Raw genomic sequence first — 23,858 nt, 5'->3', positions numbered from 1 at the left:
AATTATGTTCAGTATCTGTACACTCTATATAGGAATAGTGCAGAAAAAATTGAAGGAATAGAAAGGAAGAGGTGATTACTTTGAAACGTACACTTGAAAATGCTGAAAATGAATTTCAAACGTTTCAAATTCTGAATGAAGAAGGCGAAGTAGTTAATGAGAAAGATATGCCAGAACTTTCAGATGATGAATTAAAAGAATTAATGACTAGAATGGTTTATACGAGAATTTTGGACCAACGTTCAATCGCCTTGAATCGTCAAGGACGTCTTGGATTTTACGCACCAACTGCAGGACAAGAGGCTTCTCAGTTAGGAACGCAGTTTGCTTTAGAACAAGAAGACTTTATCTTACCAGCATATCGCGATGTACCGCAATTGATCTGGCAAGGACTTCCACTTTATCAAGCATTTTTATTCTCAAGAGGCCATTATCATGGTAACCAAATGCCTGAAGGTGTAAACGCGTTAAGCCCACAAATTATTATTGGTGCGCAATATACACAAGCAGCAGGAGTTGCTATGGGTATGAAGAAGCGTGGTAAAAAGAACATAGCTATTACTTATACTGGTGATGGTGGTACTTCACAAGGTGATTTCTATGAAGGAATGAACTTTGCTGGTGCATTTAAAGCTCCTGCAATCTTTGTTGTTCAAAATAACCGTTTTGCTATTTCAGTACCTGTTGATAAACAAACAGCTGCTAAAACATTAGCTCAGAAAGCTGTTGCTGCTGGTATTGAAGGTATTCAAGTAGATGGTATGGACGTATTAGCTGTTTATGCTGCAACTAAAGATGCTCGTGAACGAGCAGTAAATGGTGAAGGTCCAACATTAATTGAAACTCTAACATACCGTTATGGTGCACACACAATGGCTGGTGATGATCCGACACGTTACCGTACGGATGAACTTAATACGGAATGGGAGAAAAAAGACCCAATCGTTCGTTTCCGTAAATACCTAGAAGGTAAAGGTTTATGGTCTGAAGAACAAGAAAATGAAGTAACTGAAAGAGCAAAAGAAGAAATTAAAGCAGCAATTAAAAAAGCTGACGAACAACCAAAACAAAAAGTAACAGACTTAATCTCAAATATGTATGAAAAACTTCCTGCACACTTAGAAGAGCAAATGGAAGAATATAAAGCAAAGGAGTCGAAGTAAATCATGGCTCAAATGACGATGATTCAAGCAATAACTGATGCATTGCGCACAGAATTAAAAAATGATGAAAACGTATTAGTATTTGGAGAAGACGTTGGTCAAAACGGCGGTGTATTCCGTGCTACTGAAGGACTACAAGATGAATTCGGTGAAGAGCGTGTATTCGATACTCCTCTAGCAGAATCTGCAATTGCAGGTATTTCAATCGGTTTAGCAACACAAGGTTACCGTCCTGTACCTGAGATTCAATTCTTTGGCTTTGTTTATGAAGCAATGGATGCAATTAATGGTCAAATGGCTCGTTTACGTTATCGTACTGGTAACACAATGAATGCACCAATCACAATTCGCGCACCATTTGGTGGCGGTGTGCACACACCTGAATTGCACGCAGATTCGTTAGAAGGTTTAATTGCACAACAACCAGGTATGAAAGTAGTAATCCCTTCAAATCCATACGATGCAAAAGGATTATTAATTTCTGCAATTCGCGACAATGACCCAGTTGTATATTTAGAGCATATGAAACTATATCGTTCATTCCGTGAAGAGGTTCCAGAAGAAGAGTATACTGTTGAACTTGGTAAAGCTAATGTTAAACGTGAAGGTACAGATGTAACATTAGTAGCATATGGAGCAATGGTTCAAGCTTCTTTAAAAGCTGCTGAAGAGTTAGAGAAAAACGGCATCCAAGCGGAAGTAATTGATCTACGTACTGTTATGCCTTTAGATATGGAAACAATTATTGAGTCAGTTAAGAAAACAAATCGTGTTGTTGTTGTTCAAGAAGCACAGCGTCAAGCTGGTATGGCATCACACATCGTTACTGAAATACAAGAACGTGCAATCTTACATTTAGAAGCACCAATTTTACGTGTAGCGGCACCAGATACAGTTTATGCATTTACGCAAGCTGAAGAAGTATGGTTGCCAAATTATGAAGATATTGTTGAAAAAGTAAACAAAGTAATGAACTTTTAAAATAAAGACTGATGGGAGGTAACAAGAATGGCATATGAATTTAAATTACCAGATATTGGTGAAGGAATCCATGAAGGTGAAATCGTTAAATGGTTTGTAAAAGCCGGAGACGAACTTAAAGAAGATGATGTACTTTGCGAAGTGCAAAATGATAAAGCAGTAGTTGAAATACCATCACCAGTAGAAGGTACTGTAAAAGAAGTACACTTTGACGAAGGAACGGTAGCAACAGTAGGCCAAACAATTATCACCATTGATGCGGAAGGTTATGAAGATCAAGGTGGAAATGAAGAAGCTGAAGAAGCTACTAAAGAAACACAATCTGAATCTACTACAAGTGGAGATAAGGGTGCATATGAATTTAAATTACCAGACATTGGTGAGGGCATCCACGAAGGTGAAATTGTTAAATGGTTTGTAAAAGCCGGAGACGAACTTAAAGAAGATGATGTGCTTTGCGAAGTGCAAAATGATAAAGCAGTAGTTGAAATACCGTCACCAGTAGAAGGTACTGTAAAAGAAGTACACTTTGATGAAGGAACGGTAGCAACAGTAGGTCAAACAATTATTACGATTGATGCTGTTGGATATGAAGGAGAAACGACTTCAGAAGAGCCTGCTAAAGAAGAAAAGAAAACAGAAAAGCAAGCACCAAAGTCTAACTCTAATTCTAAGGAAGTAGATAAAGACCGTCGTATAATTGCTATGCCTTCTGTTCGTAAATATGCTCGTGATAATGACGTATCTATTTCTAGTGTAGCAGGATCTGGTAAAAATGATCGTATCCTAAAAGAAGATATTGATGCTTTCTTAAATGGTGATCAAGTAGCAGAAACTACTACGGAAACGAAATCATCTGATCAAGGTTCAACTGTTATCAAAGATGAGAAAAAAGCGAAATCATCTGTAGCTAGCAAACAAACCGTTCCAGAAGGTAACTTCCCTGAAACGCGTGAAAAGATGACTGCAATTCGTAAATCTATTGCAAAAGCAATGGTTAATTCTAAACACAAAGCTCCTCATGTTACATTACATGATGAAATTGATGTTACTGAACTTGTTGCACATAGAAAGAAATTCAAAACTATTGCAGCTGAAAAAGATATTAAATTAACGTATCTACCATATGTTGTAAAAGCATTAGTATCTGCATTGAAGATGTATCCAATGTTGAATGCATCTATTGATGATGATACACAAGAAATTATTCACAAGCATTACTATAATATCGGTATTGCGGCAGACACTGAAAAAGGTTTACTTGTGCCAGTAGTTAAAAACGCTGACCATAAATCAATCTTTGCAATTTCACAAGAAATTAATGAATTAGGTCAAAAAGCAAAAGATGGTAAACTTTCACCAGACGAAATGAAAGGTGCATCATCTACAATATCAAATATTGGTTCTGCAGGTGGACAGTGGTTTACACCAGTTATTAACTACCCAGAAGCAGGTATCTTAGGTATTGGACGTATTGCTGAAAAACCAGTTGTTAAAGACGGTGAAATTGTTATTGCACCAGTCATAGCATTATCATTAAGCTTTGATCACCGTATCGTTGATGGTGCTACAGCTCAAATGGCAATGAACCAAGTGAAACGTTTACTAAACGATCCACAATTAATTATGATGGAGGCGTAAATTATGGTAGTAGGAGATTTTCCGATTGATTTAGACACACTAGTAGTTGGCGCTGGTCCTGGTGGATATGTTGCAGCAATTCGTGCAGCACAAACTGGACAAAAAGTAGCCATCGTTGATAAAGGTACACTTGGAGGGGTTTGTTTAAACGTTGGGTGTATCCCATCTAAAGCATTAATCCAAGCTGGCCATCGTTTTGAAGAAGCACACGGAGCAGATGAAATGGGTATTAAAGCCGAGAATGTTACCGTTGATTTTTCAAAAGTACAAGAGTGGAAACAAAGCGTTGTTGATAAACTTACTGGTGGAGTTGAAGGTTTATTAAAAGGAAATAAAGTTGAAATTATAAAAGGTGAAGTATACTTTGTTGATAAAAATTCAGTAAAAGTAATGGACGAGAAGAACTCTCAAAGTTACACATTTAAAAATTGTATTATTGCAACTGGTTCAACACCAATTGAAATTCCGACTTTCAAATTTTCAGAACGTGTTATTGATTCTACAGGTGCATTAAACTTAAAAGAAATCCCTAAAAAACTAGTTGTCGTTGGTGGCGGTTATGTTGGTACTGAATTAGGAACTGCTTATGCTAACTTTGGTACAGAAGTTACTATTTTAGAAGGTGCTGACGAGATACTTGGCGGATTTGAAAAGCAAATGTCATCTTTAGTTAAGCGTCATTTGAAAAAGAAAAACGTTACAATTGTTACGAAAGCAATGGCTAAAGGTGCTGAGGTTACCGATAACGGTGTTAAAGTTACCTATGAAGCAAAAGGTAAAGAAGAAACAGTGGAAGCAGATTACGTGCTAGTAACAGTAGGGCGTAAACCTAATACTGCTGAAATTGGTTTAGAACAAGTTGGAATCGAAACAGATGACAGAGGTTTAATCAAAATTGATAAACAATGTCGTACGAACATTGATAACATCTATGCAATTGGCGATATCGTAGCAGGACCTCCATTAGCTCATAAAGCTTCTTATGAAGGAAAAGTTGCAGCAGAAGCAATTGCAGGAGAAAAATCAGAAATCGATTACAATGGTATTCCAGCTGTTGTATTCTCTGAACCTGAATTAGCTACTGTAGGATATGACGAACAAAGTGCAAAAGATGCAGGATTTGATGTTATCGGATCTAAATTCCCATTTGCTGCTAATGGTCGTGCATTATCACTTGGTAGTGGTGAAGGATTTGTTAAACTTGTTACAAGAAAAGAAGATGGCCTAGTATTAGGTGCTCAAATCGCGGGTGCTAATGCAAGTGACATGATTTCTGAACTTGGTTTAGCGATTGAAGCAGGAATGACAGCTGAAGATCTAGCTATGACAATTCACGCACATCCAACACTTGGAGAAATTACTATGGAAGCTGCAGAAGTAGCTATGGGTACACCAATCCATATTGTAAAATAAAGATTAAATGAAAAGCCTATGTTTGGATATCCAAACATAGGCTTTTTCTATGACAATGGTGGCTAATCAAAATTAACTATGAGAAATTTCTTTTGAAAAGGAAGATATTTGTCAGATTTTCCAGTATAATAGTAAATATACATACGACACCAGGAGGGAAACTATGAAACATAAGCTATTCGTACTACTCATTGGAGCAATTCTTTTATTGGTCGGCTGTAATAATGAAAATACAGACGAGAATACGCAAGAAGAAAGTAATGATGAGACACAAACAAACGAAAAAAATCAAGAAGAACAAATAGAAGAAGATGTAGAAGAAACAGATACAGAAACAGAAGAAGATGAAGTAGTTGAAGAAGAACCAGAGTCTGTTGAAGTAGAGTATCAAATTAATTCAGATACTTGGAGTGTAGAACCTCTAAATGATGCTAATGAGGATGTGGTTTTATTAACTATTGATGATGCACCAGATGGTAATGCATTAGAAATGGCAAAAACATTAGTGAAGCTTGATGCGAAAGCAATCTTTTTTGTGAATGGACACTTTCTTGATACGGATGAAGAAAAGGCAGTTTTAAAAGAAATTTATGAAATGGGCTTTCCAATCGGTAATCATACGTATACACATCAAAATTTGAAAGAGGTTAGTGAAGAAGAACAACGTGAAGAAATTGTCAGCTTAAATGATCTAGTTGAAGAGATCATTGGTGAACGTCCGCAATTTTTCCGTGCACCACATGGAGCTAATACTGATTACTCGACACAGCTTGCGGAAGAAGAGGGCATGGTTGTGATGAATTGGACATATGGTTATGATTATTTTACACCATATCAGGATGCTGATAAACTAGCAACCGCGATGATTACAGGAGAAGGGCCAGAAGTCGATATTTCCTATTCATTACTTAAACCAGGTGCGAACCTGTTAATGCATGATCGTGATTGGACTGCGGCAGCATTAGAAGAGATTGTAACTGGTCTCCGTGATAAAGGGTATGAAATGGTAGATCCAGCAGCAATACAAAAAGTGGATGCGAGCTAGAATTTATAAGATTAGATAAAAAACGACGAACAAATGGCATCTATCCATCTGCTCGTCGTTTTTTAAAACCCTTTTCGCGAACATCGTTACTCAATATTCGTACTTGAGAGAAACTGCGACGTAGATTTCTTACTCACTCCACAATTGAAATGGGATCGCTTTCCGTGGGCACGGCTTCAGCTAACTCGGATAAGCAAAAACCGCTTTCCGAGTGGATCTTCAGCCCGCGCTGTTCCCACTGGAGTCTCACCCATTTCAATTGCTCCGCTAGTTTTGTTTATAAATAAGTAAAGCGTTTCCTATTGCATACTGAATTAAAACGTCAGCAACTATATTAGTAAGTGAAAAATATATCAGTTTTCAATCTTCAATGTCAAAAACGTTATAACGTTTTGAAATTAGTTGCTCTAATCAGTGAAAGAAGCAAATGGGTGACACTCTAGTGGGAACAGCACAAGCCGAAGATCCACTAGGTAAAGTGTTTTTCTTTACCTAGTTAGCTGAGGCTGTGCCCACAGAAAGGGAGCCCATTTGCTTCTGTAGCGGGTATTATGTCGCAGTTGATGACAATTTTGACGCAAGGTATGTTACGTCAGAGTTTATAAAAATTTAGTAATAAACAGTCTGTTCTTAATATTAATTAGCGTTCCTTCGTTGTACGTGCATGTTTTTATGTTATTGGTTTCATTTCTTTAATTACATGGATCGTTTGAAGTGTATCATCTTCTAAACCTTGGACAGGTAAACCTGCAGCTAAATTTTGTTTAATATATTCTAAATTTTCTTCGGTAATAATCTCTCCTGGAATAAAGATAGGAATGCCAGGTGGATAAACCATAATGGATTCCGCACTAGTTCTTCCAGCAGCTGCTTCTAATGGAACAGTCTCTGATTCAGCATAAAACGCATCACGTGGCGTTATACTTAACAGGGGAATGGCAGGAATGGTAACATCTATTAGATTGTCTGTAGACGACTTTTGATGCGATTTTTCTAGATGCTGCAATGCCTGTACTAATAAACTTGTTTCTTTACTCGAATCACCAGGTGTAATGATGCAAAGTATATTGTACATATCAGATAATTCAACTTCGATATTATACTGTTTTCGTAACCATACCTCAACATCATAACCTGTAATACCAAGTTGTTTTACAGAAATAATTAATTTCGTTGGATCATAACCAAATGTTGCTTCACTACCTAACATTTCTTTACCAGCACACAAAAGGTGTGGAATTTTATTTATCTCTTTTCGAGTTGTTTCTGCTAGTAGTAATGTTTCATCTAATAATTGTTTCCCATTGATAGCTAATTGTTTACGGGCAACATCAAGTGAAGCAAGTAATATATAGGATGTTGATGTTGTTGTTAACATCGATAAAACACTTTGTACACGAGAATGTGAAACTAATCCCTCTTTTAAATTCAGAACAGAACTTTGGGTTAGGGAGCCACCAAGTTTATGAACACTCGTTGCAGCTAAATCTGCACCAGCTTGCATCGCAGAGAGTGGTAACTCATCGTGAAAATGAATATGCACGCCGTGCGCTTCATCAACTAGTACGGGTATCTTATGACTGTGGGCGATTTCAACAATACGTTGTAAATCAGCTGCAATCCCAAAATAAGTCGGGTTAATCACAAAAACCCCTTTAGCATCTGGATGTGCTTCGAGTGCTCTATTTACAGATTCAGGTGTAATCCCATGGGCAATTCCAAGTTTATTATCTAACTCTGGATGAACAAAGATTGGAATAGCACCAGCGAAAATAAGTGCAGTTGTTACGGATTTGTGAATGTTACGTGGTACAATAATTTTATCACCAGGGCCACAGACGCTTAGAACCATAGCCATAATTGCTCCACTTGTCCCTTGTACAGAGAAGAAAGTATAATCGGCACCAAATGCTTGTGCAGCTAAATCTTGTGCTTGTTTAATCATTCCTTGTGGGTGGTGCAAGTCATCTAATGGTTCGATATTTATTAAGTCGATTGATAGTGCATTTTCTCCTATAAAGGATCGAAAAGTTGGATCCATTCCTACTCCCTTTTTATGACCTGGTATGTGAAATGGAATAGGATTATTTTCAGCATGTTTTTTTAATCCTGTAAATAAAGGTGTTTCATGTTGTGCTTGCATAAAGGCTACCTCTCTTTGTAAAATATAAATGATAGTGATAGAAAACAAATGAATTATAGCAAATTAAAATGTGAATTACTAGTTAGCGATTCACTATGCATAGAAGAAAGGACGGTTATAATATGTCATATAGTTATCCAATAGATCCATCATGGAGTACAACAGATGTAATCGATGTCGTAAACTTTATATCAATTGTTGAGAAAGCACATGAAGATGGTGTTAAACGTGAGGACATTATGTTAGCTTATACAAAGTTTAAACAAATAGTTCCATCTATGAGCGAAGAAAAACAAATTGATAAAAAATTTGAAAAGGATACAGGTTACTCAATTTATCGTGCAATCAAGCAAGCTAAATCCGCAAAAAAAGGTGAACGCGTTAAAATGTAAATAAAATTACTGTTTTTGTATAGCCTAGGTTATACAAAAACAGTAATAACATGTAGACCTTAAATCGTGTCTAAACTGGAGCGATAAAAAGGTATTAATGTATCAATTGTTTCTTTTATATGGTCGATTAGCTCCTTGCCATTCATATCAATAGCTTCTGTAGGGGAAATATGACGGCCAACTAAAAACTCAGCTTTTTTTACATCACGAAACCGTTCTAGATTGGTTTCAGTTAATTCCTTGATCGAAAAAGCATCCTTTTTCATATGATCAAGTGAGACAACGAAATCCTTAGGGAGCTCTTGTAATTCATCCAATTGTTTTATAAACTGTTTTGCTATCTTTTCTTTATATGGTAGTTCATAAATGAACGCGAGCCATATGAAAATATGGTCATCAAACAAGCCAACTTGAAAATGAGGGAGCATTTTATAACCGCGTTTACTATGTGCAACAGCTAGCCATGTATCATTTGGTGGGTTAACAGAACGACGTGCATGTCTTGCAATATGTAAGAACATTTCGTTCCCTAACGTAGCAGATAAATGTGTAGCTAATTCTGTTCCTATAATTTCGAATTTTGGTTGAATCCGTTGTTGGATGGCCTCCATTCTATTTTCTAAACCATCAATTTGGAATGTGTCAAAGTCTTTTTGTTCAAATCCATTAAACGTCATAGTTATTCACCTTTCTACTTCTTTAATAGCTTCTATTTTACCATAAACCAACATGATCTTGCATTATTTACGTTGGAAAGATGCATACATATCAATTTTCTGCTACTATAAACGAAAAGCAACTCTTGAAATGGAGGCTAAAAATATGGATATTACGAATAGAGATCAAATATATCAGTTTGCAAAAGAATGGGTACTAGAAGCCGGTGAGCATATTCGAAATGTAATTGACGAACCATTAACCATTGATACAAAGTCAAATCCAAATGACCTTGTAACACAAATGGATCGAAATACGGAAGAATATTTTGCGAAAAAGATTAAAGGCACTTTCCCGGCACATAAATTACTGTCAGAAGAAGGTTTTGGTGATAATTTAGAAACATTGGATGGAACGGTGTGGATTATTGATCCCATTGATGGCACAATGAATTTCGTTCACCAAAAAAGAAATTTCGCTATTTCAGTTGGAATCTACCAAGATGGTGTTGGTGAAATTGCGTTTATTTATAATGTGATGGAAGATATTCTATATCATGCAAAAAAAGGACAAGGTGCATTTAAGGATACCGTAAAGTTACCGAAACTAGATGAAAAGGTGACGTTAGATCAAAGTATTTTGTTAATTAATAGTTTATGGAGTGGAGAAAATAAACGAATTAACCACGAAAAAATTCAAGATCTTGTTAGAAAAGTCAGAGGAACACGTTCATATGGATCAGCAGCTCTAGAATTTGCTGGAATTGCTGAAGGCGTACTAGATGGATACATTTCCATGAAGTTATATCCTTGGGATTTTGCAGCTGGTGTTATTTTAATCGAAGAAGTTGGTGGTACAACATCGCAGGCTAATGGTAAAGCTTTAAATTTCCTAACAGAAAATACTGTTTTCTCAGGGAACTTCCAAATAGCTAAGGAGATTATAGACAATTACATAGAACTAAAATAGCGAAAAAAGAAGATCCCATTATCTCCTATTACTGGAGGAAGGGATCTTCTTGTTTACGTTCTTGATAAAACTTGAACTTTCCTGTTGCAAGTCTTTTTTTTGTTTTTTCTCCAATGCGATCGGAACAGCTTGGACATAAATATAAATGTTTCCGACGGTTTCTTAATCGTTTTGCTAGAGGAGAGTCAGGATCGATCGTATCAATTGAATCACATATTGGACATTTAACTTGCATCTTACCACACCTCTATTAAATATATATCGTATTTGCTTATTTACTTAAATCATATGGGATTAACCCTTAATTAATAGTTTATCACAGTTTTACTTATATAATAAGTTTTTATGTAACAAAATCTTTATTATACCTTTGTTTGAGATTTTGAAATAAAGGGTAAAATTGTATAGATAGTGTATAAAAGAAGGGTTGGTTATTAATGAAGAAAACAATAGTATATAGTATTGTTGGTCTATTAGCGACTTACTTTATGACAAATAAAAGAATACGAAGAGTACTGGAGTCAAATATGGAAAAAGAAGCAGCTTTTTTTCCAATTGAAGAAGCAGGAGAACCAGAGACAGATAACCCAGAAAATGCAAATATGGTTGATGAGGGTTCGCAATTTGGCGTGAAATACTATAATAACTTACAAGAAGAATAGACAAATTTGTCTATTCTTCTTGATTAAGATGGTTATTTGATTGTTCTTCTTGAATATCTTCTAATTCTTTTTCTTCATTTTCTGGAATTGACTGTTTATTAGAGTCTTTTTCACCTTGATTTGTGTTTTCAGGTGGTAACTCTGGCATATATCGGCCTACAATGGCAGATAATTCTTCCATAACTCCACTTACTGGATCACCAGACTGTACACTACGGGCCATGGCTTTAATTCGTTCTGTAGCATCTGCATCCGCAATAACCATTGCAGTCTTTCCATAAGGATCGTCATGTAATGCTTCTGTAACAGCGTATTTGATAGATCCAACTCTTGTCCGATCTATTTCTTTATCTACGTCTATTCCAACTACCGCATAAGGACCAGCAATAATTGCCGTTGCTTCATTAACATCAGGTACATTATTTGCTAAATTTGCTAAATGTTTTGCGATTTCTTGATTTGATCCATCCTCATTTTGTGATACTTCAGAATCTTTTACATGTAGGACATGATCCTCGTTTCCTTGATTAGCTAAATTCTCTTCTTCTTCTTGCCCCTGACAACCTGCAAGGATAAAAAATATGGATAAAAAGATCATCGTATATTTTATCAAATATATCTTCCTCCTTATAATTTGTGATATGTTTGTACATTTTCTTGTGCTTATTTTTCGTTAAAAATAGAAAGTTATACAGTTTAACGATTATTAATTTAGCTTTGAGAAGATACGCAACATATTTATATACAAAAAATTCTATGTAAATCGTCGGAATCATCTTGCTTTTTAGGATTATTAACGCTAATATAAATGAAAGAAGTTCTTTAACGGAGGGGATTGAGTGATACCTGAAGTAATCGTAAGTAAAGCAGAAAAAGCCTATGTACTTTTACAAGAAGACGCAGATAAAATCCTGAAGCTTATAAGAGTTCAAATGGATAATTTAACAATGCCTCAATGTCCACTATACGAGGAAGTGTTAGACACACATATGTTTGGCCTTTCGAGAGAGATTGATTTTGCGGTTCGTTTAAACTTAATCTCAGAAGAAGAAGGTAAACAACTTTTGGAAAGTTTAGAAAGACAATTGAATTTGTTACACGAAGCTGCACAACAATCGATGTAGTTGTGTCTCTCTGTCTTAGATAAAGCCTTTGCCAATGGCAAGGTTTTTTTACTTTTTAACACATATTTTTGGTGAAGGAGTAAGGTAATGAAGCAAAAATGGAAAATGTTTGACTTTACACTAGCTTTTACGCCATTAATTCTCGCTATTTTTGGTATTATAATGATATATAGTTCAAGTATGGTTATTGCAGTAATGGACGGTAAGGCACCTAGTTATTATATGCTCAAACAGTTGCAATGGTTTATTATCGGTTTAGTTTTTTTCATTTTCTGTAGTTTTTTTAACTATCGTCATTATCAAAAGGTAATGAAATTCATTATAATAGGTCTAATTTTAATGTTAGTAGTGGTTCTTTTTGAAGATCCGGTGAAAGGAGCACGATCATGGCTTTATATTGGTCCATTTTCAGTACAACCTGCTGAATTTGTGAAATTAGGATTAATTATGTATTTAGCTTCTGTATATGCTAAAAAACAAAGTTATCTAAATAATTTCACTGCAGGTGTGTTGCCTCCACTTGTGATGACTGGTATTTTATTAGGCTTGATTTTTTTTCAACCAGATATAGGAACAGCAGCAATTATTTTTTTAATCGCTTGTTCTGTTATCTTTAGTGCAGGAATTAAACTTAGACATCTATCCTTATTATTTGTGTTTGGTGCAGTCTTTATTGTCTTTGTAGGTTCTGATATGTTGACTACTGAGCGTCTTTCAAGATTTACAGGTGCATACCAACCTTTTACTAACCCTGAAGATGGTGGTTATCAGCTGATCCAATCGTATATTGCAATTGGAACAGGTGGATTGGACGGGTTAGGTTTAGGACAAAGCGTACAGAAACTTGGTTATTTAACAGAAGGATATAATGATTTTATTATGGCTGTAATAGCAGAAGAACTTGGTTTTATAGGTGTTATTATTGTAATCGGTTTGTTAGCTATTATTGTCTTAAGAGGTTTATTTATCGCAAAAATTTGTCAAGATAGTTTTGGTTCCTTATTAGCTATTGGAATTTCCTCCATGGTTGGGATCCAAGCATTTATTAATTTAGGTGCAATAAGTGGACTGTTGCCAATTACAGGAGTAACATTACCATTTGTTAGTTATGGAGGATCATCTTTATTAGTATTAATGATCTCAATGGGTATCTTAAATAATGTCGCACGTCACGTAAAAAAATCATTATCTGATTCTGCCTCAGGACACATTAATGATCAACAAGAAACAAAGGATAGGAGAATACGCCCTGTTCGTGCGTATAATAGTTAAGTATTAATTATGAAAGTCCCAACTAGTAAAAAGCTGGGGCTTTTAATTTGTGAACTTTTTGTGCCAAAATGTATAAAAACCTTGCAAATTTAGCTTTTCTTTGCTAAAAATAATAACGTATGAAGATAGAATGTATATTTATTTAAAAACAGAAAATTGATTACTTATAAATTTTTGAGTGACAAAAGGGATGTGAAATACAATGGATAAGGCAGAAACACCATCACGTAAGATGTTAACGAATACTGCTGAAAGTGGAAAAAAAAGTATCGCATCCGATTTAAAGGCATTGTTAAAAACAGGAATTATTCAATCGAATGTCATGACAGCTTTTGCAGGCTTTTGGGTTGCATTATACTATAACAATATGCAAGTGCATACACACTGGTTATCATTAGCATTGATGTTAATAGGCACTGCTTTGGTTATTGGTGGAGGCTGTGTGTTAAATAATTATTATGACCGTGATATTGATCCAGTGATGTCGCGTACGAAAAAACGCCCAACAGTAACTGGAACGATCCCATTATCTGTTATATTAGCTTTAGGTATAGGGCTATCAATCATGGGTATTGTTGTTTTGTTATTTATTACGTGGCAAGCAGCATTAGTAGCTGCATTCGGTTGGTTCGCTTATGTTGTCTTATATACAATGTGGTCTAAAAGAAGATATACATTAAACACAGCAATAGGTAGTCTTTCTGGCGCTGTTCCTCCGTTAATAGGTTGGGCGGCTGTAGATCCAAACCTTTCTTTAGCTGCCTGGGCATTATTCGGTATTATGTTTGTTTGGCAGACACCGCACTTCCTAGCGCTAGCAATGAAAAAAACGGAAGAATATAGGGCGGCTAATATTCCAATGTTACCTGTCATTTATGGATTTAAGGTTACTAAACGGCAGATTATTATGTATATTATTTGTTTACTACCTCTTCCATTCCTTCTCAGTGAACTTGGTACAGTATTTATAATTTTGGCTAGTGTGTTAAATATTATTTGGCTTACATTAGCATTAAATGGATTTAAAAAGATGGATGATTTAAAATGGGCGAATCGCTTATTTGTTTATTCTCTATTTTATTTAATGATTCTATGCATTAGTATGGTGGTTTTAACGCTACCATCTGTTATATAAGAGAAAAGTAAAGCAAGAAGAGAGGAAATCGTTGCATGCCATTTTTACCTACACTAAGCACAGCTTTTATTATTTTAAGTGCAATACTTGTTGCAATTGGCTGGCTCTTAATCGTTAAGAAGAAATACAAGGCACATAAATACACGATGATAAGTGCGGCTATAAGTGCATTATTATTTTTTATTATCTATGCATCTCGAACAGTTTTTGTAGGCAACACTAGTTTTGGTGGTCCTGATGATCTGAAGATTTATTATACGATATATTTGGTTTTTCATATTATTTTAGCAACAACAGGTGCGGTTTTTGGAATTGTAACACTTACCCTTGCTTTTAAACGGAATATTATAAAACATCGTAAGTTGGGACCAATAACGAGTATTATTTGGTTCTTTGTAGCTATAACTGGTACTATAGTGTATGCACTCTTATACGTATTTTATGAGAGTGGCGAGACAACTAGTATGATTAAAGCAATACTTGGATTTTAATCAATAAAAAGAGGCTGATTTTTAAAATCAGCCTCTTTTAAATTTTAAATTTTAATTTGATAATCCCAGCTTCTTTTGCTGAATTAAAAGCGATAACAAACAGTGGACCTATTATAAAACCAAGTAAACCAATTAATTGAAGACCAATATACATGGCAATCAATGTTGCCAATGGTGATAAACCGATATGTCTCCCCATTACCTTGGGTTCCACGGTTCTCCGAATAATTAAAAGAACAATAGCGAGCACAGCTAGTTGTGATCCAAGTACGATGTCACCGGTTATATACATATACAACGACCACGGTCCTAAAACTGCAATTGATCCAATGATTGGGATGAAATCAATAACCCAAATAATAAGTGACATAATTAACGCGTATTCCGGGAAAATAAATAGTAGGCCTAGCAACGATATGACAAAAATAACTGTGCTAACTAGAAACTGTGCTTTCAGAAAGCCTAAGACAACATAAGATAATCGTGCACTCATAAACCGAGCTTTCTCTGCTGTATCTGCAGTGAGATAATAATAAGATTTTGATTTCAAAAGTGGTAATTCGATCATAAACAAGAATAAAGCAATTAAGTAAACGATAAAGCTCACAATGTATTGTGGTACGGCAGCTACATAACCGGCGATGTTTTCAAGCTGTAGGTTATTTTTAATTGTTTCGTTAACAATCAATACATTTTCCTTTATACTATCTTTTACCTGATCTACAAATTCTGTAGGTAGATCCTTCATCACACGGTCCAAATCAGCTTCCCACTCTATGACTTTTCCATTTATTTGATTGACATATGTTGGCGTATTCTCAGCAAGTGTAACGACATGCTTTACAACACTTGTAACTGTATATGTACCAATAATTCCGACAATTAATATAAATACCAGAAAGACAATAGTAACTGCAAACTTCCGATTTATCTTAAAGCGAAATTGTAACCATCGAATGGTAGGGTTCAAGAATAATGCTGTAAAAAAGGCAAGTATTAGCGGAATAGAAACAGGTAATACAAAGTAACCAATCAAAATAAGTAGTAATGCTAATAAAATTAATATCCAATGACGTTTACTAAGATAACGGAACAATTTATGTATGTGACTCCTTTCAAGAGGAAACTGTTTTCAAAAATCCTTTATACAAAATATAGCATGAAGTTGGTTAATTTAATAGTGCTTAAGTAAGTTAATCACTTTATTTTGTGAAATTTAATAATAGACTCAATTTTCCTCAGTTTTTGCTTTCAATATTCAGAGTGGAGAGAAACTGCGACGTAGATTCTATACCCGCTCCACAATTGAAATGGGCTCGCTTTCCGAGTGGATCTTCAGCCCGCGCTGTTCCCACAGAAAGGGAGCCCATTTGCTTCCGTAGCGGGTGTTAAGTCGCAGTTGATATAAATCTTGACGCAAGGAATATTAAGTTGGAGTCTATAGTCATTTAGTCATAAACAATCCTCCTTTAGAAAGCTGCCTACCATTAAGGTGACTATCGGATCTAAATTCACTTCAAGTTTTTTTCTTCAGAAATGCAAGTTTTTTACTTAGTCGGTCATAATAACAAATGATGAATAGTTGTATTCAATCAATTAACACGGAGGAGGATATTTATGAAAACTGTAAAAGATATAATGACGCAGGACGTTACTTATTGTTCCCCAGATGACTCGCTTATTAAAGCAGCTGAAATGATGAAGCAACATAACGTTGGTGCTATTCCAGTTTGTCAAGATAACAAAGAAATAATGGGTATGGTGACTGACCGTGATTTAGTCCTTAGAGGTTATGCTTTAGATAAACCAGGAACAACAAAAATTAAAGAAGTTATGACAGATCATCTTATTACAGCAGAACAAAACACTAATGTTCAAGAAGCAAGTTCTATTATGGCAGAACATCAAATTAGACGCTTACCAATTGTAGAAAACAAGAAAATTGTCGGTATTGTCGCATTAGGTGACTTATCATTAGATGACAAGTCAAATATGGCTGCTGGGCATGCATTAGAAGAAATTTCAGAACGTCCAGAATTACACTAATATAATTGTTGACTATCTAAAGGCTCTTTACTGAAGTTAAGTAAAGGGTCTTTTTATAGTTTCCTAATGCATTCAATAATAAAAGGTTGTACACATACATAATATAGTAGTGCAGGAAATTGGATTCGCAAAGGAGCTAAAATGCATGAAAAATGTAGTAAAAAGAGTCCTCTTTGTTTTTTTATTAGGTGCAGGTGTTTTTTATATGTTACAAGGAAAAGTGGGAACGCAGGAAGTAATATCTAATGTTGAGAGTTTGATGAGCCAAAAAGAAATAGTAAACGATGCTAAAGTATCGCCAGTATATATAGCCTCAAAGACAACTACTCACAATGGAGTATTTAGTTGGATTGGTGAAACAACAGATGCACTACGAGAAGAAAAAGGGGAGCCAATTCGTAAAGATTTAAGTCCATATGGGTATACGTGGTGGGTTTATCAAAATGGTGATGACCAGTACATACAATTTGGCGTGAAGGAGAAAAGGATTGTTACGCTCTATGCTACTGGAGTTGAATCTAACTTTGACCCGATTAAAATTGGGACATCTTATCAAGTATTAGCAGAAGAATATCAATTTGAAGATCAAATTAGTTTTTCTACTTATACATTTAAACTTACAGAAGAAGATAAGAAAATGAGACCATTAAAACAGATTAATGAAAATCTTTTCATTCAATTTTATTTTGATTCATACAATGAAGTATTGTCGTCATTTCGGTTAATGACAGAAGAAGTCTTGCTGATGCAGCAACCTTATGAAATTAGCTTTCGTGGTAAACTTCCTGAATCGCCATTTGTTTCAGAAGAGGATTGGCAGTCTATTGCTTCGGGTGAAGAACAACAAATTTTCGCAATAACAAATGTAATTAGAAATAGATTTGATAGAGATCAACTTGTATGGAATCAATCAGTGCAAGAAGTTGCTTATAACCATAGTAAAGATATGGAAAAAAATAATTATTTCTCTCATTATTCACAATCAGGAGCAAGCCTTAAAGAACGATTAGAAGTAAATGATGAAATATACAAATTAGCAGGAGAAAACATTGCAGCGCAATATGTAGATGCTCCTGCTGCTGTTGAGGGCTGGTTAAATAGTGACGGGCACCGAGAGGCACTTCTAAAAAAAGAATATACAGATTTAGGTGTTGGTGTTTACCGTGACTATTATACACAAAACTTTTTAGGTAAGTAACGATACTATTCACGTATCACCTTTTGTGCCTAATTGACATAAACTATTTTGATAGTAAATAGGGATAAGAGGTGATCGTTTGTGTCTAATCCTGAACTGGATCCGAGCATTGCAAAATTCAAAAAATTTGTTCAAGAACATCCAGGCTTAATTAGAGAAGTTCGAAATGGGAATAAAAGGTGGCAAGATTTCTATGAACAATGGGTGTTATTAGGAGAAGATGATTCAAGTTGGGAAACGTATCTCAAAGATGCATCCAGTAAAAAGGTAGAAGAGCCTGCCAAAAAAAAGAAAAGTAAACAAGAGTGGATGAAACAAGTAACAGGTTTGATGGAAAAAGTAGATATGAATAAAATGGAAGGGAATATTGAGCAATTAAATGGAGCCATTACAAACATCCAATCATTACTGGCTCAATTTAAAGATGAAAATAAACAAACGCCAACTAAACCATCAAATCCATCAACACGTAGACCTTTTCAGTTTTATCGTGATTAGGAGGAGATCTTTATCGATCCTAGAGTATACAATCAAATAAATGCGAAACCGGAGTTGTTGTTTTTTCTGCGTAATCAACCAATTTGGTATCGAACATTATCGAGAGATCCTACCCAATTTGAGCAATTCGAAAAAGAAGCAAAAAGTTACCTTGGTAAAACGATTCCGCAACGTGTTGAGAAAGTATCGGAACAAATGCAAATGATGGCAATGTTTCTTCAAATGGCAAGTGCTTGGAAAGATTAGCACTTGCCCTCTTTTTTTTTAGGCACTTTACTGGTATGATAATCCTTATGGAGGTGAAGATTGTGTTAGCTACATCTGAAATTGTTGATTTGATAGATGAATCTGAACGTATTGGTCAAATGATTATGCAATCAGAACTCATGATTGATTATATAGAAGCAAAAGAAGCATTGGCAAATGATAAAGAAGCACAGCGTCTTATTACTGCTTTCCATGATAAAAAGGAACAGTATGAAGAAGTACAGAGGTTTGGGCGTTATCATCCGGACTATAGTGCGATTACGAAAGAAATTCGTGCAACGAAGCGAGAGATGGATATGAATGATTACGTTGCAAAATTTAAAATTACGGAACGAAATGTGCAAACATTATTAGATGAGGTTAGTGAACGTATTGCACAAAGTGTTAGTAGTCAAGTTAAAGTGCCAAAAGATGGCGCATTATTAACAGACAGTGGATGTGGTTGCGGATCTGGTGGCGGTTGCGGCTGTGCATCATAGATAGAGTAATCTATATTTATCCTGTTAGATGCGAAACAAAAAAGTAAGCGAGGAAAACACAAATGCGAACACAACGACAAGGACTTATTATTTGGTTTCAACATATGAAAAATATGAAACAAATCAAGCGGTACGGCCATCTCATTTATGTTTCAAGAAATTTGAAGTATGCTGTAGTATACGTTGATAAAGAAGAAGTAGATGACAAACTAATAAAGTTAGAGAAGCTTCCCTTCATTACACGTGTAGAGAAGTCCTTTAAACCATTTATCAGAACAGAGTTTGAAAATGCTAAAAAGGATAAAGCGAAAGAGTATGATTACAAGATGGGAATTTAGAGGTTTAACTACTTAAATGAACAAAAAAAGCCTGCAGATCAATTAATCTGCAGGCCCTTTTTAACTTCTATATTAGAAATCAAAAAGGCAAAGGGAGAGGAGAAACCGGAGGAAGTACTTATGGGGAAACGTAAGCCTTCTCCGTCTTCAAGAAGTAACCAAAGCCTTGTTTAGCTACCTCACTAGCCTAGTATAGACGAGAAATATTTTTCTATACATTTCTTGTTAAGGAACTTATAAATAAAAGTTTTAGTGCCATGTTTTGACACAGTTTGATTAAAATTTCTGTCATGCAGCATTTTATGGTAGGATGGAAGTCGAATAATATAAATAAGAGGTGTGCATGATGAGAGTGATTGCAGGTACATATAAAGGTCGGAGATTACAGTCCGTTCCGAATAATTTAACCAGACCAACAACAGATAAAGTAAAGGAAGCTTTATTTCAAATGATTGGTCCATATTTTGAAGGTGGAATGTGTTTAGATTTATTTGCAGGCAGCGGCGCATTAGGAATAGAAGCATTAAGCAGAGGGATGGACAAAGTTATATTCGTTGATCAACAGTCAAAAGCAATTCAAACTATCTATGCCAATCTGGAAATTTTAGATCTAGAAGATCATGCTGAGGTATTCCGGACAGAAGCATTTCGTGCATTAAAGGCTGCTGGTAAAAGAGACCTAACCTTTGATCTTGTCTTTCTTGATCCGCCTTATGAAAAGATATCATACGAGAAACTACTAGAAGCTTTACTAACCTATAAGCTTGTAACGGATAAAACAATTATTGTTTGTGAACATGAAAGAAGACAATCATTACCTGACTATTACGAAGGTTTTCACAAGTTGAAAACGGAAAGATACAGTAATTCAACTGCTATTTCATTATATAAGAAGGGAGAAGAAAAGAATGAATGAGAGGCTAGCGATTTGTCCTGGTAGTTTCGATCCAATTACTTTTGGTCATTTGGATATTATTCAACGGGCAGCAAAAGTATTTGATCATGTAATAGTAGCTGTATTTAATAACCAATCAAAATCACCCTTATTTACAGTCGATGAAAGAATGAAGATGCTTGAATTAGTTACAGCTAATATACCAAACGTTTCAATTGATTCGCATGGGGGTCTATTAGTTGATTATGCACGAGAAAAGAATGCGCAAGCAATTGTGCGAGGCCTTCGTGCAGTTAGTGACTTTGAATATGAGTTACAAATAACTTCAATGAATCGCAAACTAAATGAAGATGTAGAAACTTTTTTTATCATGACTAATAATCAATATTCCTTTTTAAGTTCTAGTATGGTGAAAGAGGTAGCTAAATATAAAGGCAATGTATCTGATTTAGTTCCAGAAGTTGTCGACAAGGCCTTAAAAGAAAAATTTATTGAACAGCAAAAAAACAGCTAATCTAATTGATTAGCTGTTTTTTTGGGCTCGAATCCGACTAAGAAGAATTAAAAATGCAACGAAAAGGGAAGCTAGTGTGATAATTGGTCCGTATTCTTGGATAGCTGTATACAATTGAAAAGATCCTTGTGTTTCCGTTGATAAGAAAGCAGGAATTAATTTTCTTGTTTCTAGTGCTTGATTGGAATATAAATACGGAAATAGTAAAATAACTAAGCAACTTGCAAATATACCATGTAAAATTCTTGCGAAAAAGTAGGGGATGAAGCGAATATCTGTTTCTGCTAGTATGCTAGCTACTTGTGCTTGTACGGAAAAACCATTAAAAGCAAAGATAAAACTTAAAATAACAGCTTGTGGTAAAAGATCGGTCATATTTGTATTAGCAATCATTTGGGCACCAAGTGTAATTTCAAAGAGACCTGAGAATAATGGTAATGCTAGTTCGCTTGGTAAATTAAAAGCTACAAGTACCACGCCTATCCCATTAGAAATAAAGGTTGCTAGACCAATAGCGTGAAGTAGTGCGGTAAACACAGAAAACATAATGATAAATCCACCAATCATTAATAATGTTTGTACGGATTGCGTGATAGCATCACCAAAAATTTTACCAAAAGGTCTACTATCTTTTAATCGTGTCTCATGCAGTTCACTAAATGCTCTACCAATGGCAAGTCCTTTCACTCTATATCTTGGTTTAAGCTCTTTCTCCTTACCGTAAAAACGCATGCACACACCAACAAGTGCATTACTGGAATAATGTACGACAGCAAGCAGAAATCCTAGTGAGGCATCATGAAAGAAGCCAACTGATACTGCTGCAATAATAAACAAAGGATTTGAAGCGTTAGTAAAAGAGACTAACCGTTCTGCTTCTATTTTAGTTAATTGTTTTTCTTGTCGCAGTCTTGCTGTTAATTTAGCGCCAGATGGATAGCCGCTTGCCATGCCCATTGCCCAGACAAAGCTTCCAACCCCAGGGACATTAAATACAGGACGCATGATTGGTTCAAATAAAACGCCAATAAAACGAACCACACCAAAACCAATTAATAACTCTGCTGTAACAAAAAAAGGAAGTAAAGAAGGGAAAACTGTTCCCCACCACATATCAATTCCGCGTATACTTGCTTCTAGTGCATCTTTTGGAAAAGTAATCAGCGCTACAGCAACAAATAGTGCTATGCTTGCTAAGAAGCCTGACTTCGTTTTTGATTTCAATTGTTTTATGCCTCCTAATTCGCTTTCACAATTCTGTACTTCTAAATTAAATAATAGTAGAATAAGTATAGTTTCTCTTGTCCAAGCCTCTATAACAATGTATACGCAAGTACCGCTTTTTTTTATGCTTAAGAATAGATAAAAAGTCTATCTAAAATAGAAAAGGCATAAAGTAAATAGTAAACTAACAGACAAGTGGGGGAAAAAATGAATTGGAATAAGAAAAAGATTATAATTTATAGTGTATTAATGATTGTCATTGCTTTTCTGGTTGCTTATCGACTACCGTATTACATATATAAACCTGGTGGAGCAGATGCGCTTAGTCCCGTTGTTGAAGTAGCCGATGGATATGAAAGTGAAGGAGACATGCACTTAGTAACGGTAAGGGGTGGACAAGCAACGCCTTTACAATATATATGGGCTTTAATGCAACCTCATCAAGATATTGAACGTTTGGAAGATGTATTTCCAGAGGGGATTAGTCAAGAAGAATACTTTCAAGCTCAACTACAAATGATGGAAAGTTCACAAGAGGCATCTACTGTTGTTGCCTACCAAGCAGCAGATCAGGAGATAGATATTTCTTATGAAGGGGTATATGTTGTTTCAGTTTTAGAAGATATGCCAGCTTTTGATAAGTTAGAAACAGGCGATAAAATAACAGAGATAAATGATCAAGTAATTAAAGATGCTGATGAATTAATCGAAATGGTAAGTGGCATGCAAGTTGGTGAAGAAATTTCTTTAACGATTGATAGAGAAGAAGAACAAATAAATGAAGTGGTTACATTAGCCGAATTTCCTGATAACCCTGATCAAGTAGGCATTGGGATTCAACTTGTTACCAATAGAGAAGTTACGGTTGATCCTGAAATTACATTTACAAGTGGTGAAATCGGTGGACCTAGTGCTGGATTAATGTTTTCTTTAGAAATATATGATCAATTAACAGAAGAGGATCTTACAAAAGGACAAGAGATAGCAGGTACAGGAGAAATTAGCTATGAAGGAGATGTTTTACCTATTGGTGGTATTGATAAGAAAGTAATCGCTGCTGATAAAGAGGGATGTACGATCTTCTTTGCACCAAATCAAGGTGGAGCTGAAGATTCAAATTATCAAGTTGCACTGGAAACAGCTAATGAAATCGATACAGAGATGGAAATTGTGCCAGTAGACACATTTGAAGACGCCATTACTTATTTAGAAAATCTAGAATAGAACATGAACCCCCATTAGTATGACTAATGGGGGTTCTGTATTATTAAAAGCTGTCGTACCTAAAGCAATTTATCTTTTGTTAAAATG

27 protein-coding genes are annotated in these 23,858 nt (G+C 35.4%); 21 read left to right on the top strand and 6 right to left on the bottom strand.

Features of this window, described 5'->3' with window-relative positions; translation table 11 throughout:
* The first annotated feature begins 80 nt into the window (after window positions 1-80).
* From pdhA to D2K62_RS03170, 5 genes are all read left to right on the top strand, one after another.
* A complete protein-coding gene (gene pdhA, locus D2K62_RS03190; protein WP_112180717.1) occupies window positions 81-1,163 on the top strand; it encodes a pyruvate dehydrogenase (acetyl-transferring) E1 component subunit alpha in 1,083 nt (360 codons plus the stop codon).
* 3 nt (window positions 1,164-1,166) lie between these two features.
* Window positions 1,167-2,144 (top strand): alpha-ketoacid dehydrogenase subunit beta, encoded by a 978-nt coding sequence (locus D2K62_RS03185; protein WP_112180718.1) that lies wholly within the window; start codon window positions 1,167-1,169, stop codon window positions 2,142-2,144.
* Window positions 2,145-2,171: 27 nt separating this feature from the next.
* Window positions 2,172-3,785: a dihydrolipoyllysine-residue acetyltransferase gene (locus tag D2K62_RS03180; RefSeq protein WP_117160896.1), complete on the top strand. Its 1,614-nt coding sequence runs from the start codon at window positions 2,172-2,174 to the stop codon at window positions 3,783-3,785.
* A gap of 3 nt (window positions 3,786-3,788) precedes the next feature.
* The gene (lpdA, locus tag D2K62_RS03175) at window positions 3,789-5,198 is read left to right on the top strand and encodes a dihydrolipoyl dehydrogenase (protein WP_112180720.1); all 1,410 of its coding nucleotides are present in this window, start codon (window positions 3,789-3,791) and stop codon (window positions 5,196-5,198) included.
* A gap of 163 nt (window positions 5,199-5,361) precedes the next feature.
* On the top strand, window positions 5,362-6,243 hold the full coding sequence (locus D2K62_RS03170) for a polysaccharide deacetylase family protein (protein ID WP_112180721.1): 882 nt from the start codon (window positions 5,362-5,364) through the stop codon (window positions 6,241-6,243).
* A gap of 670 nt (window positions 6,244-6,913) precedes the next feature.
* On the opposite strand, the gene D2K62_RS03165 is transcribed toward D2K62_RS03170, so the two are convergent.
* Window positions 6,914-8,386 (bottom strand): aminotransferase class I/II-fold pyridoxal phosphate-dependent enzyme, encoded by a 1,473-nt coding sequence (locus D2K62_RS03165; protein ID WP_112180722.1) that lies wholly within the window; start codon window positions 8,384-8,386, stop codon window positions 6,914-6,916.
* A 122-nt stretch (window positions 8,387-8,508) separates the two neighbouring features.
* On the opposite strand from D2K62_RS03165, the gene D2K62_RS03160 reads away from it, so the two are divergent.
* Window positions 8,509-8,778, top strand: a complete 270-nt coding sequence (locus D2K62_RS03160) for a UPF0223 family protein (RefSeq protein ID WP_112180723.1) — start codon at window positions 8,509-8,511, stop codon at window positions 8,776-8,778.
* Between the two features lie 59 nt (window positions 8,779-8,837).
* Here the strand turns inward: D2K62_RS03160 and D2K62_RS03155 are convergent, their stop codons facing one another.
* The gene (locus D2K62_RS03155; RefSeq protein WP_112180724.1) at window positions 8,838-9,455 is read right to left on the bottom strand and encodes a YktB family protein; all 618 of its coding nucleotides are present in this window, start codon (window positions 9,453-9,455) and stop codon (window positions 8,838-8,840) included.
* A gap of 145 nt (window positions 9,456-9,600) precedes the next feature.
* Between D2K62_RS03155 and D2K62_RS03150 the strand changes: the two genes are divergently transcribed.
* Entirely contained in the window at window positions 9,601-10,404 is an 804-nt protein-coding gene (locus tag D2K62_RS03150) for an inositol monophosphatase family protein (protein WP_117160895.1), read from the top strand.
* Window positions 10,405-10,432: 28 nt separating this feature from the next.
* Here the strand turns inward: D2K62_RS03150 and D2K62_RS03145 are convergent, their stop codons facing one another.
* A complete protein-coding gene (locus tag D2K62_RS03145; protein ID WP_117160894.1) occupies window positions 10,433-10,639 on the bottom strand; it encodes a YlaI family protein in 207 nt (68 codons plus the stop codon).
* A 202-nt stretch (window positions 10,640-10,841) separates the two neighbouring features.
* Here D2K62_RS03145 and D2K62_RS03140 point away from each other — a divergent pair, with 202 nt between their 5' ends.
* Entirely contained in the window at window positions 10,842-11,066 is a 225-nt protein-coding gene (locus D2K62_RS03140; RefSeq protein ID WP_112180727.1) for a hypothetical protein, read from the top strand.
* 10 nt (window positions 11,067-11,076) lie between these two features.
* Here D2K62_RS03140 and D2K62_RS03135 read toward each other — a convergent pair whose 3' ends face one another.
* Window positions 11,077-11,679, bottom strand: coding sequence for a YhcN/YlaJ family sporulation lipoprotein (locus D2K62_RS03135; RefSeq protein ID WP_232827952.1), 603 nt, complete (start codon window positions 11,677-11,679; stop codon window positions 11,077-11,079).
* 226 nt (window positions 11,680-11,905) lie between these two features.
* On the opposite strand from D2K62_RS03135, the gene D2K62_RS03130 reads away from it, so the two are divergent.
* The 4 genes from D2K62_RS03130 (at window position 11,906) to D2K62_RS03115 (ending at window position 15,088) form a co-directional block, all read left to right on the top strand.
* Window positions 11,906-12,190, top strand: a complete 285-nt coding sequence (locus D2K62_RS03130) for an Fpa/YlaN family protein (RefSeq protein ID WP_112180728.1) — start codon at window positions 11,906-11,908, stop codon at window positions 12,188-12,190.
* Between the two features lie 87 nt (window positions 12,191-12,277).
* Window positions 12,278-13,462 carry a putative lipid II flippase FtsW gene (gene ftsW, locus D2K62_RS03125; RefSeq protein WP_112180729.1) on the top strand — a complete coding sequence of 395 codons (1,185 nt, stop codon included), beginning with the start codon at window positions 12,278-12,280 and terminating at the stop codon, window positions 13,460-13,462.
* Between the two features lie 202 nt (window positions 13,463-13,664).
* On the top strand, window positions 13,665-14,597 hold the full coding sequence (cyoE, locus tag D2K62_RS03120) for a heme o synthase (protein ID WP_112180730.1): 933 nt from the start codon (window positions 13,665-13,667) through the stop codon (window positions 14,595-14,597).
* 35 nt (window positions 14,598-14,632) lie between these two features.
* The gene (locus tag D2K62_RS03115) at window positions 14,633-15,088 is read left to right on the top strand and encodes a DUF420 domain-containing protein (protein WP_112180731.1); all 456 of its coding nucleotides are present in this window, start codon (window positions 14,633-14,635) and stop codon (window positions 15,086-15,088) included.
* Window positions 15,089-15,125: 37 nt separating this feature from the next.
* Here D2K62_RS03115 and ytvI read toward each other — a convergent pair whose 3' ends face one another.
* The gene (gene ytvI, locus D2K62_RS03110) at window positions 15,126-16,184 is read right to left on the bottom strand and encodes a sporulation integral membrane protein YtvI (RefSeq protein WP_112180732.1); all 1,059 of its coding nucleotides are present in this window, start codon (window positions 16,182-16,184) and stop codon (window positions 15,126-15,128) included.
* A gap of 521 nt (window positions 16,185-16,705) precedes the next feature.
* Between ytvI and D2K62_RS03105 the strand changes: the two genes are divergently transcribed.
* From D2K62_RS03105 to coaD, 8 genes are all read left to right on the top strand, one after another.
* Window positions 16,706-17,134 carry a CBS domain-containing protein gene (locus tag D2K62_RS03105; protein ID WP_112180733.1) on the top strand — a complete coding sequence of 143 codons (429 nt, stop codon included), beginning with the start codon at window positions 16,706-16,708 and terminating at the stop codon, window positions 17,132-17,134.
* A 145-nt stretch (window positions 17,135-17,279) separates the two neighbouring features.
* Window positions 17,280-18,332 (top strand): CAP domain-containing protein, encoded by a 1,053-nt coding sequence (locus D2K62_RS03100; protein ID WP_117160893.1) that lies wholly within the window; start codon window positions 17,280-17,282, stop codon window positions 18,330-18,332.
* Between the two features lie 81 nt (window positions 18,333-18,413).
* Window positions 18,414-18,830 (top strand): YlbD family protein, encoded by a 417-nt coding sequence (gene ylbD / locus D2K62_RS03095; RefSeq protein ID WP_117160892.1) that lies wholly within the window; start codon window positions 18,414-18,416, stop codon window positions 18,828-18,830.
* A gap of 57 nt (window positions 18,831-18,887) precedes the next feature.
* Window positions 18,888-19,076, top strand: coding sequence for a YlbE-like family protein (locus D2K62_RS03090; RefSeq protein ID WP_232824016.1), 189 nt, complete (start codon window positions 18,888-18,890; stop codon window positions 19,074-19,076).
* Between the two features lie 62 nt (window positions 19,077-19,138).
* On the top strand, window positions 19,139-19,576 hold the full coding sequence (locus D2K62_RS03085) for a YlbF/YmcA family competence regulator (RefSeq protein ID WP_117160891.1): 438 nt from the start codon (window positions 19,139-19,141) through the stop codon (window positions 19,574-19,576).
* Window positions 19,577-19,638: 62 nt separating this feature from the next.
* Window positions 19,639-19,914: a YlbG family protein gene (locus D2K62_RS03080; protein WP_112180738.1), complete on the top strand. Its 276-nt coding sequence runs from the start codon at window positions 19,639-19,641 to the stop codon at window positions 19,912-19,914.
* A 346-nt stretch (window positions 19,915-20,260) separates the two neighbouring features.
* Complete coding sequence (gene rsmD / locus D2K62_RS03075) at window positions 20,261-20,830, top strand: 16S rRNA (guanine(966)-N(2))-methyltransferase RsmD (protein ID WP_112180739.1); 570 nt, start codon at window positions 20,261-20,263, stop codon at window positions 20,828-20,830.
* The gene (gene coaD, locus D2K62_RS03070; protein ID WP_112180740.1) at window positions 20,823-21,323 is read left to right on the top strand and encodes a pantetheine-phosphate adenylyltransferase; all 501 of its coding nucleotides are present in this window, start codon (window positions 20,823-20,825) and stop codon (window positions 21,321-21,323) included. Before rsmD ends, coaD begins: the two co-directional genes overlap by 8 nt.
* 9 nt (window positions 21,324-21,332) lie before the next feature.
* Here coaD and ylbJ read toward each other — a convergent pair whose 3' ends face one another.
* Window positions 21,333-22,547: a sporulation integral membrane protein YlbJ gene (gene ylbJ, locus D2K62_RS03065; RefSeq protein ID WP_112180741.1), complete on the bottom strand. Its 1,215-nt coding sequence runs from the start codon at window positions 22,545-22,547 to the stop codon at window positions 21,333-21,335.
* Window positions 22,548-22,754: 207 nt separating this feature from the next.
* Between ylbJ and D2K62_RS03060 the strand changes: the two genes are divergently transcribed.
* Window positions 22,755-23,771: a SepM family pheromone-processing serine protease gene (locus D2K62_RS03060; protein WP_112180742.1), complete on the top strand. Its 1,017-nt coding sequence runs from the start codon at window positions 22,755-22,757 to the stop codon at window positions 23,769-23,771.
* Window positions 23,772-23,858 lie beyond the last annotated feature (87 nt).

The organism is Paraliobacillus sp. X-1268, from assembly GCF_003426095.1.
GTDB lineage: Bacteria > Bacillota > Bacilli > Bacillales > Amphibacillaceae > Paraliobacillus_A > Paraliobacillus_A zengyii.
The sequence above is the reverse complement of the archived record's forward strand: the minus strand, read 5'-3'. Positions and strand labels throughout refer to the sequence as shown.

Bases quoted from the DNA above. Each gene is read 5' to 3' on its own strand.
- D2K62_RS03185 (WP_112180718.1), top strand. From the start codon at position 1,167: ATGGCTCAAATGACGATGATTCAAGCAATAACTGATGCATTGCGCACA.
- D2K62_RS03180 (WP_117160896.1), top strand. From the start codon at position 2,172: ATGGCATATGAATTTAAATTACCAGATATTGGTGAAGGAATCCATGAA.
- lpdA (WP_112180720.1), top strand. From the start codon at position 3,789: ATGGTAGTAGGAGATTTTCCGATTGATTTAGACACACTAGTAGTTGGC.
- D2K62_RS03170 (WP_112180721.1), top strand. From the start codon at position 5,362: ATGAAACATAAGCTATTCGTACTACTCATTGGAGCAATTCTTTTATTG.
- D2K62_RS03165 (WP_112180722.1), bottom strand. From the start codon at position 8,386: ATGCAAGCACAACATGAAACACCTTTATTTACAGGATTAAAAAAACAT.
- D2K62_RS03160 (WP_112180723.1), top strand. From the start codon at position 8,509: ATGTCATATAGTTATCCAATAGATCCATCATGGAGTACAACAGATGTA.
- D2K62_RS03155 (WP_112180724.1), bottom strand. From the start codon at position 9,455: ATGACGTTTAATGGATTTGAACAAAAAGACTTTGACACATTCCAAATT.
- D2K62_RS03150 (WP_117160895.1), top strand. From the start codon at position 9,601: ATGGATATTACGAATAGAGATCAAATATATCAGTTTGCAAAAGAATGG.
- D2K62_RS03145 (WP_117160894.1), bottom strand. From the start codon at position 10,639: ATGCAAGTTAAATGTCCAATATGTGATTCAATTGATACGATCGATCCT.
- D2K62_RS03140 (WP_112180727.1), top strand. From the start codon at position 10,842: ATGAAGAAAACAATAGTATATAGTATTGTTGGTCTATTAGCGACTTAC.
- ftsW (WP_112180729.1), top strand. From the start codon at position 12,278: ATGAAGCAAAAATGGAAAATGTTTGACTTTACACTAGCTTTTACGCCA.
- cyoE (WP_112180730.1), top strand. From the start codon at position 13,665: ATGGATAAGGCAGAAACACCATCACGTAAGATGTTAACGAATACTGCT.
- D2K62_RS03115 (WP_112180731.1), top strand. From the start codon at position 14,633: ATGCCATTTTTACCTACACTAAGCACAGCTTTTATTATTTTAAGTGCA.
- D2K62_RS03105 (WP_112180733.1), top strand. From the start codon at position 16,706: ATGAAAACTGTAAAAGATATAATGACGCAGGACGTTACTTATTGTTCC.
- D2K62_RS03100 (WP_117160893.1), top strand. From the start codon at position 17,280: ATGAAAAATGTAGTAAAAAGAGTCCTCTTTGTTTTTTTATTAGGTGCA.
- D2K62_RS03080 (WP_112180738.1), top strand. From the start codon at position 19,639: ATGCGAACACAACGACAAGGACTTATTATTTGGTTTCAACATATGAAA.
- rsmD (WP_112180739.1), top strand. From the start codon at position 20,261: ATGAGAGTGATTGCAGGTACATATAAAGGTCGGAGATTACAGTCCGTT.
- coaD (WP_112180740.1), top strand. From the start codon at position 20,823: ATGAATGAGAGGCTAGCGATTTGTCCTGGTAGTTTCGATCCAATTACT.
- D2K62_RS03060 (WP_112180742.1), top strand. From the start codon at position 22,755: ATGAATTGGAATAAGAAAAAGATTATAATTTATAGTGTATTAATGATT.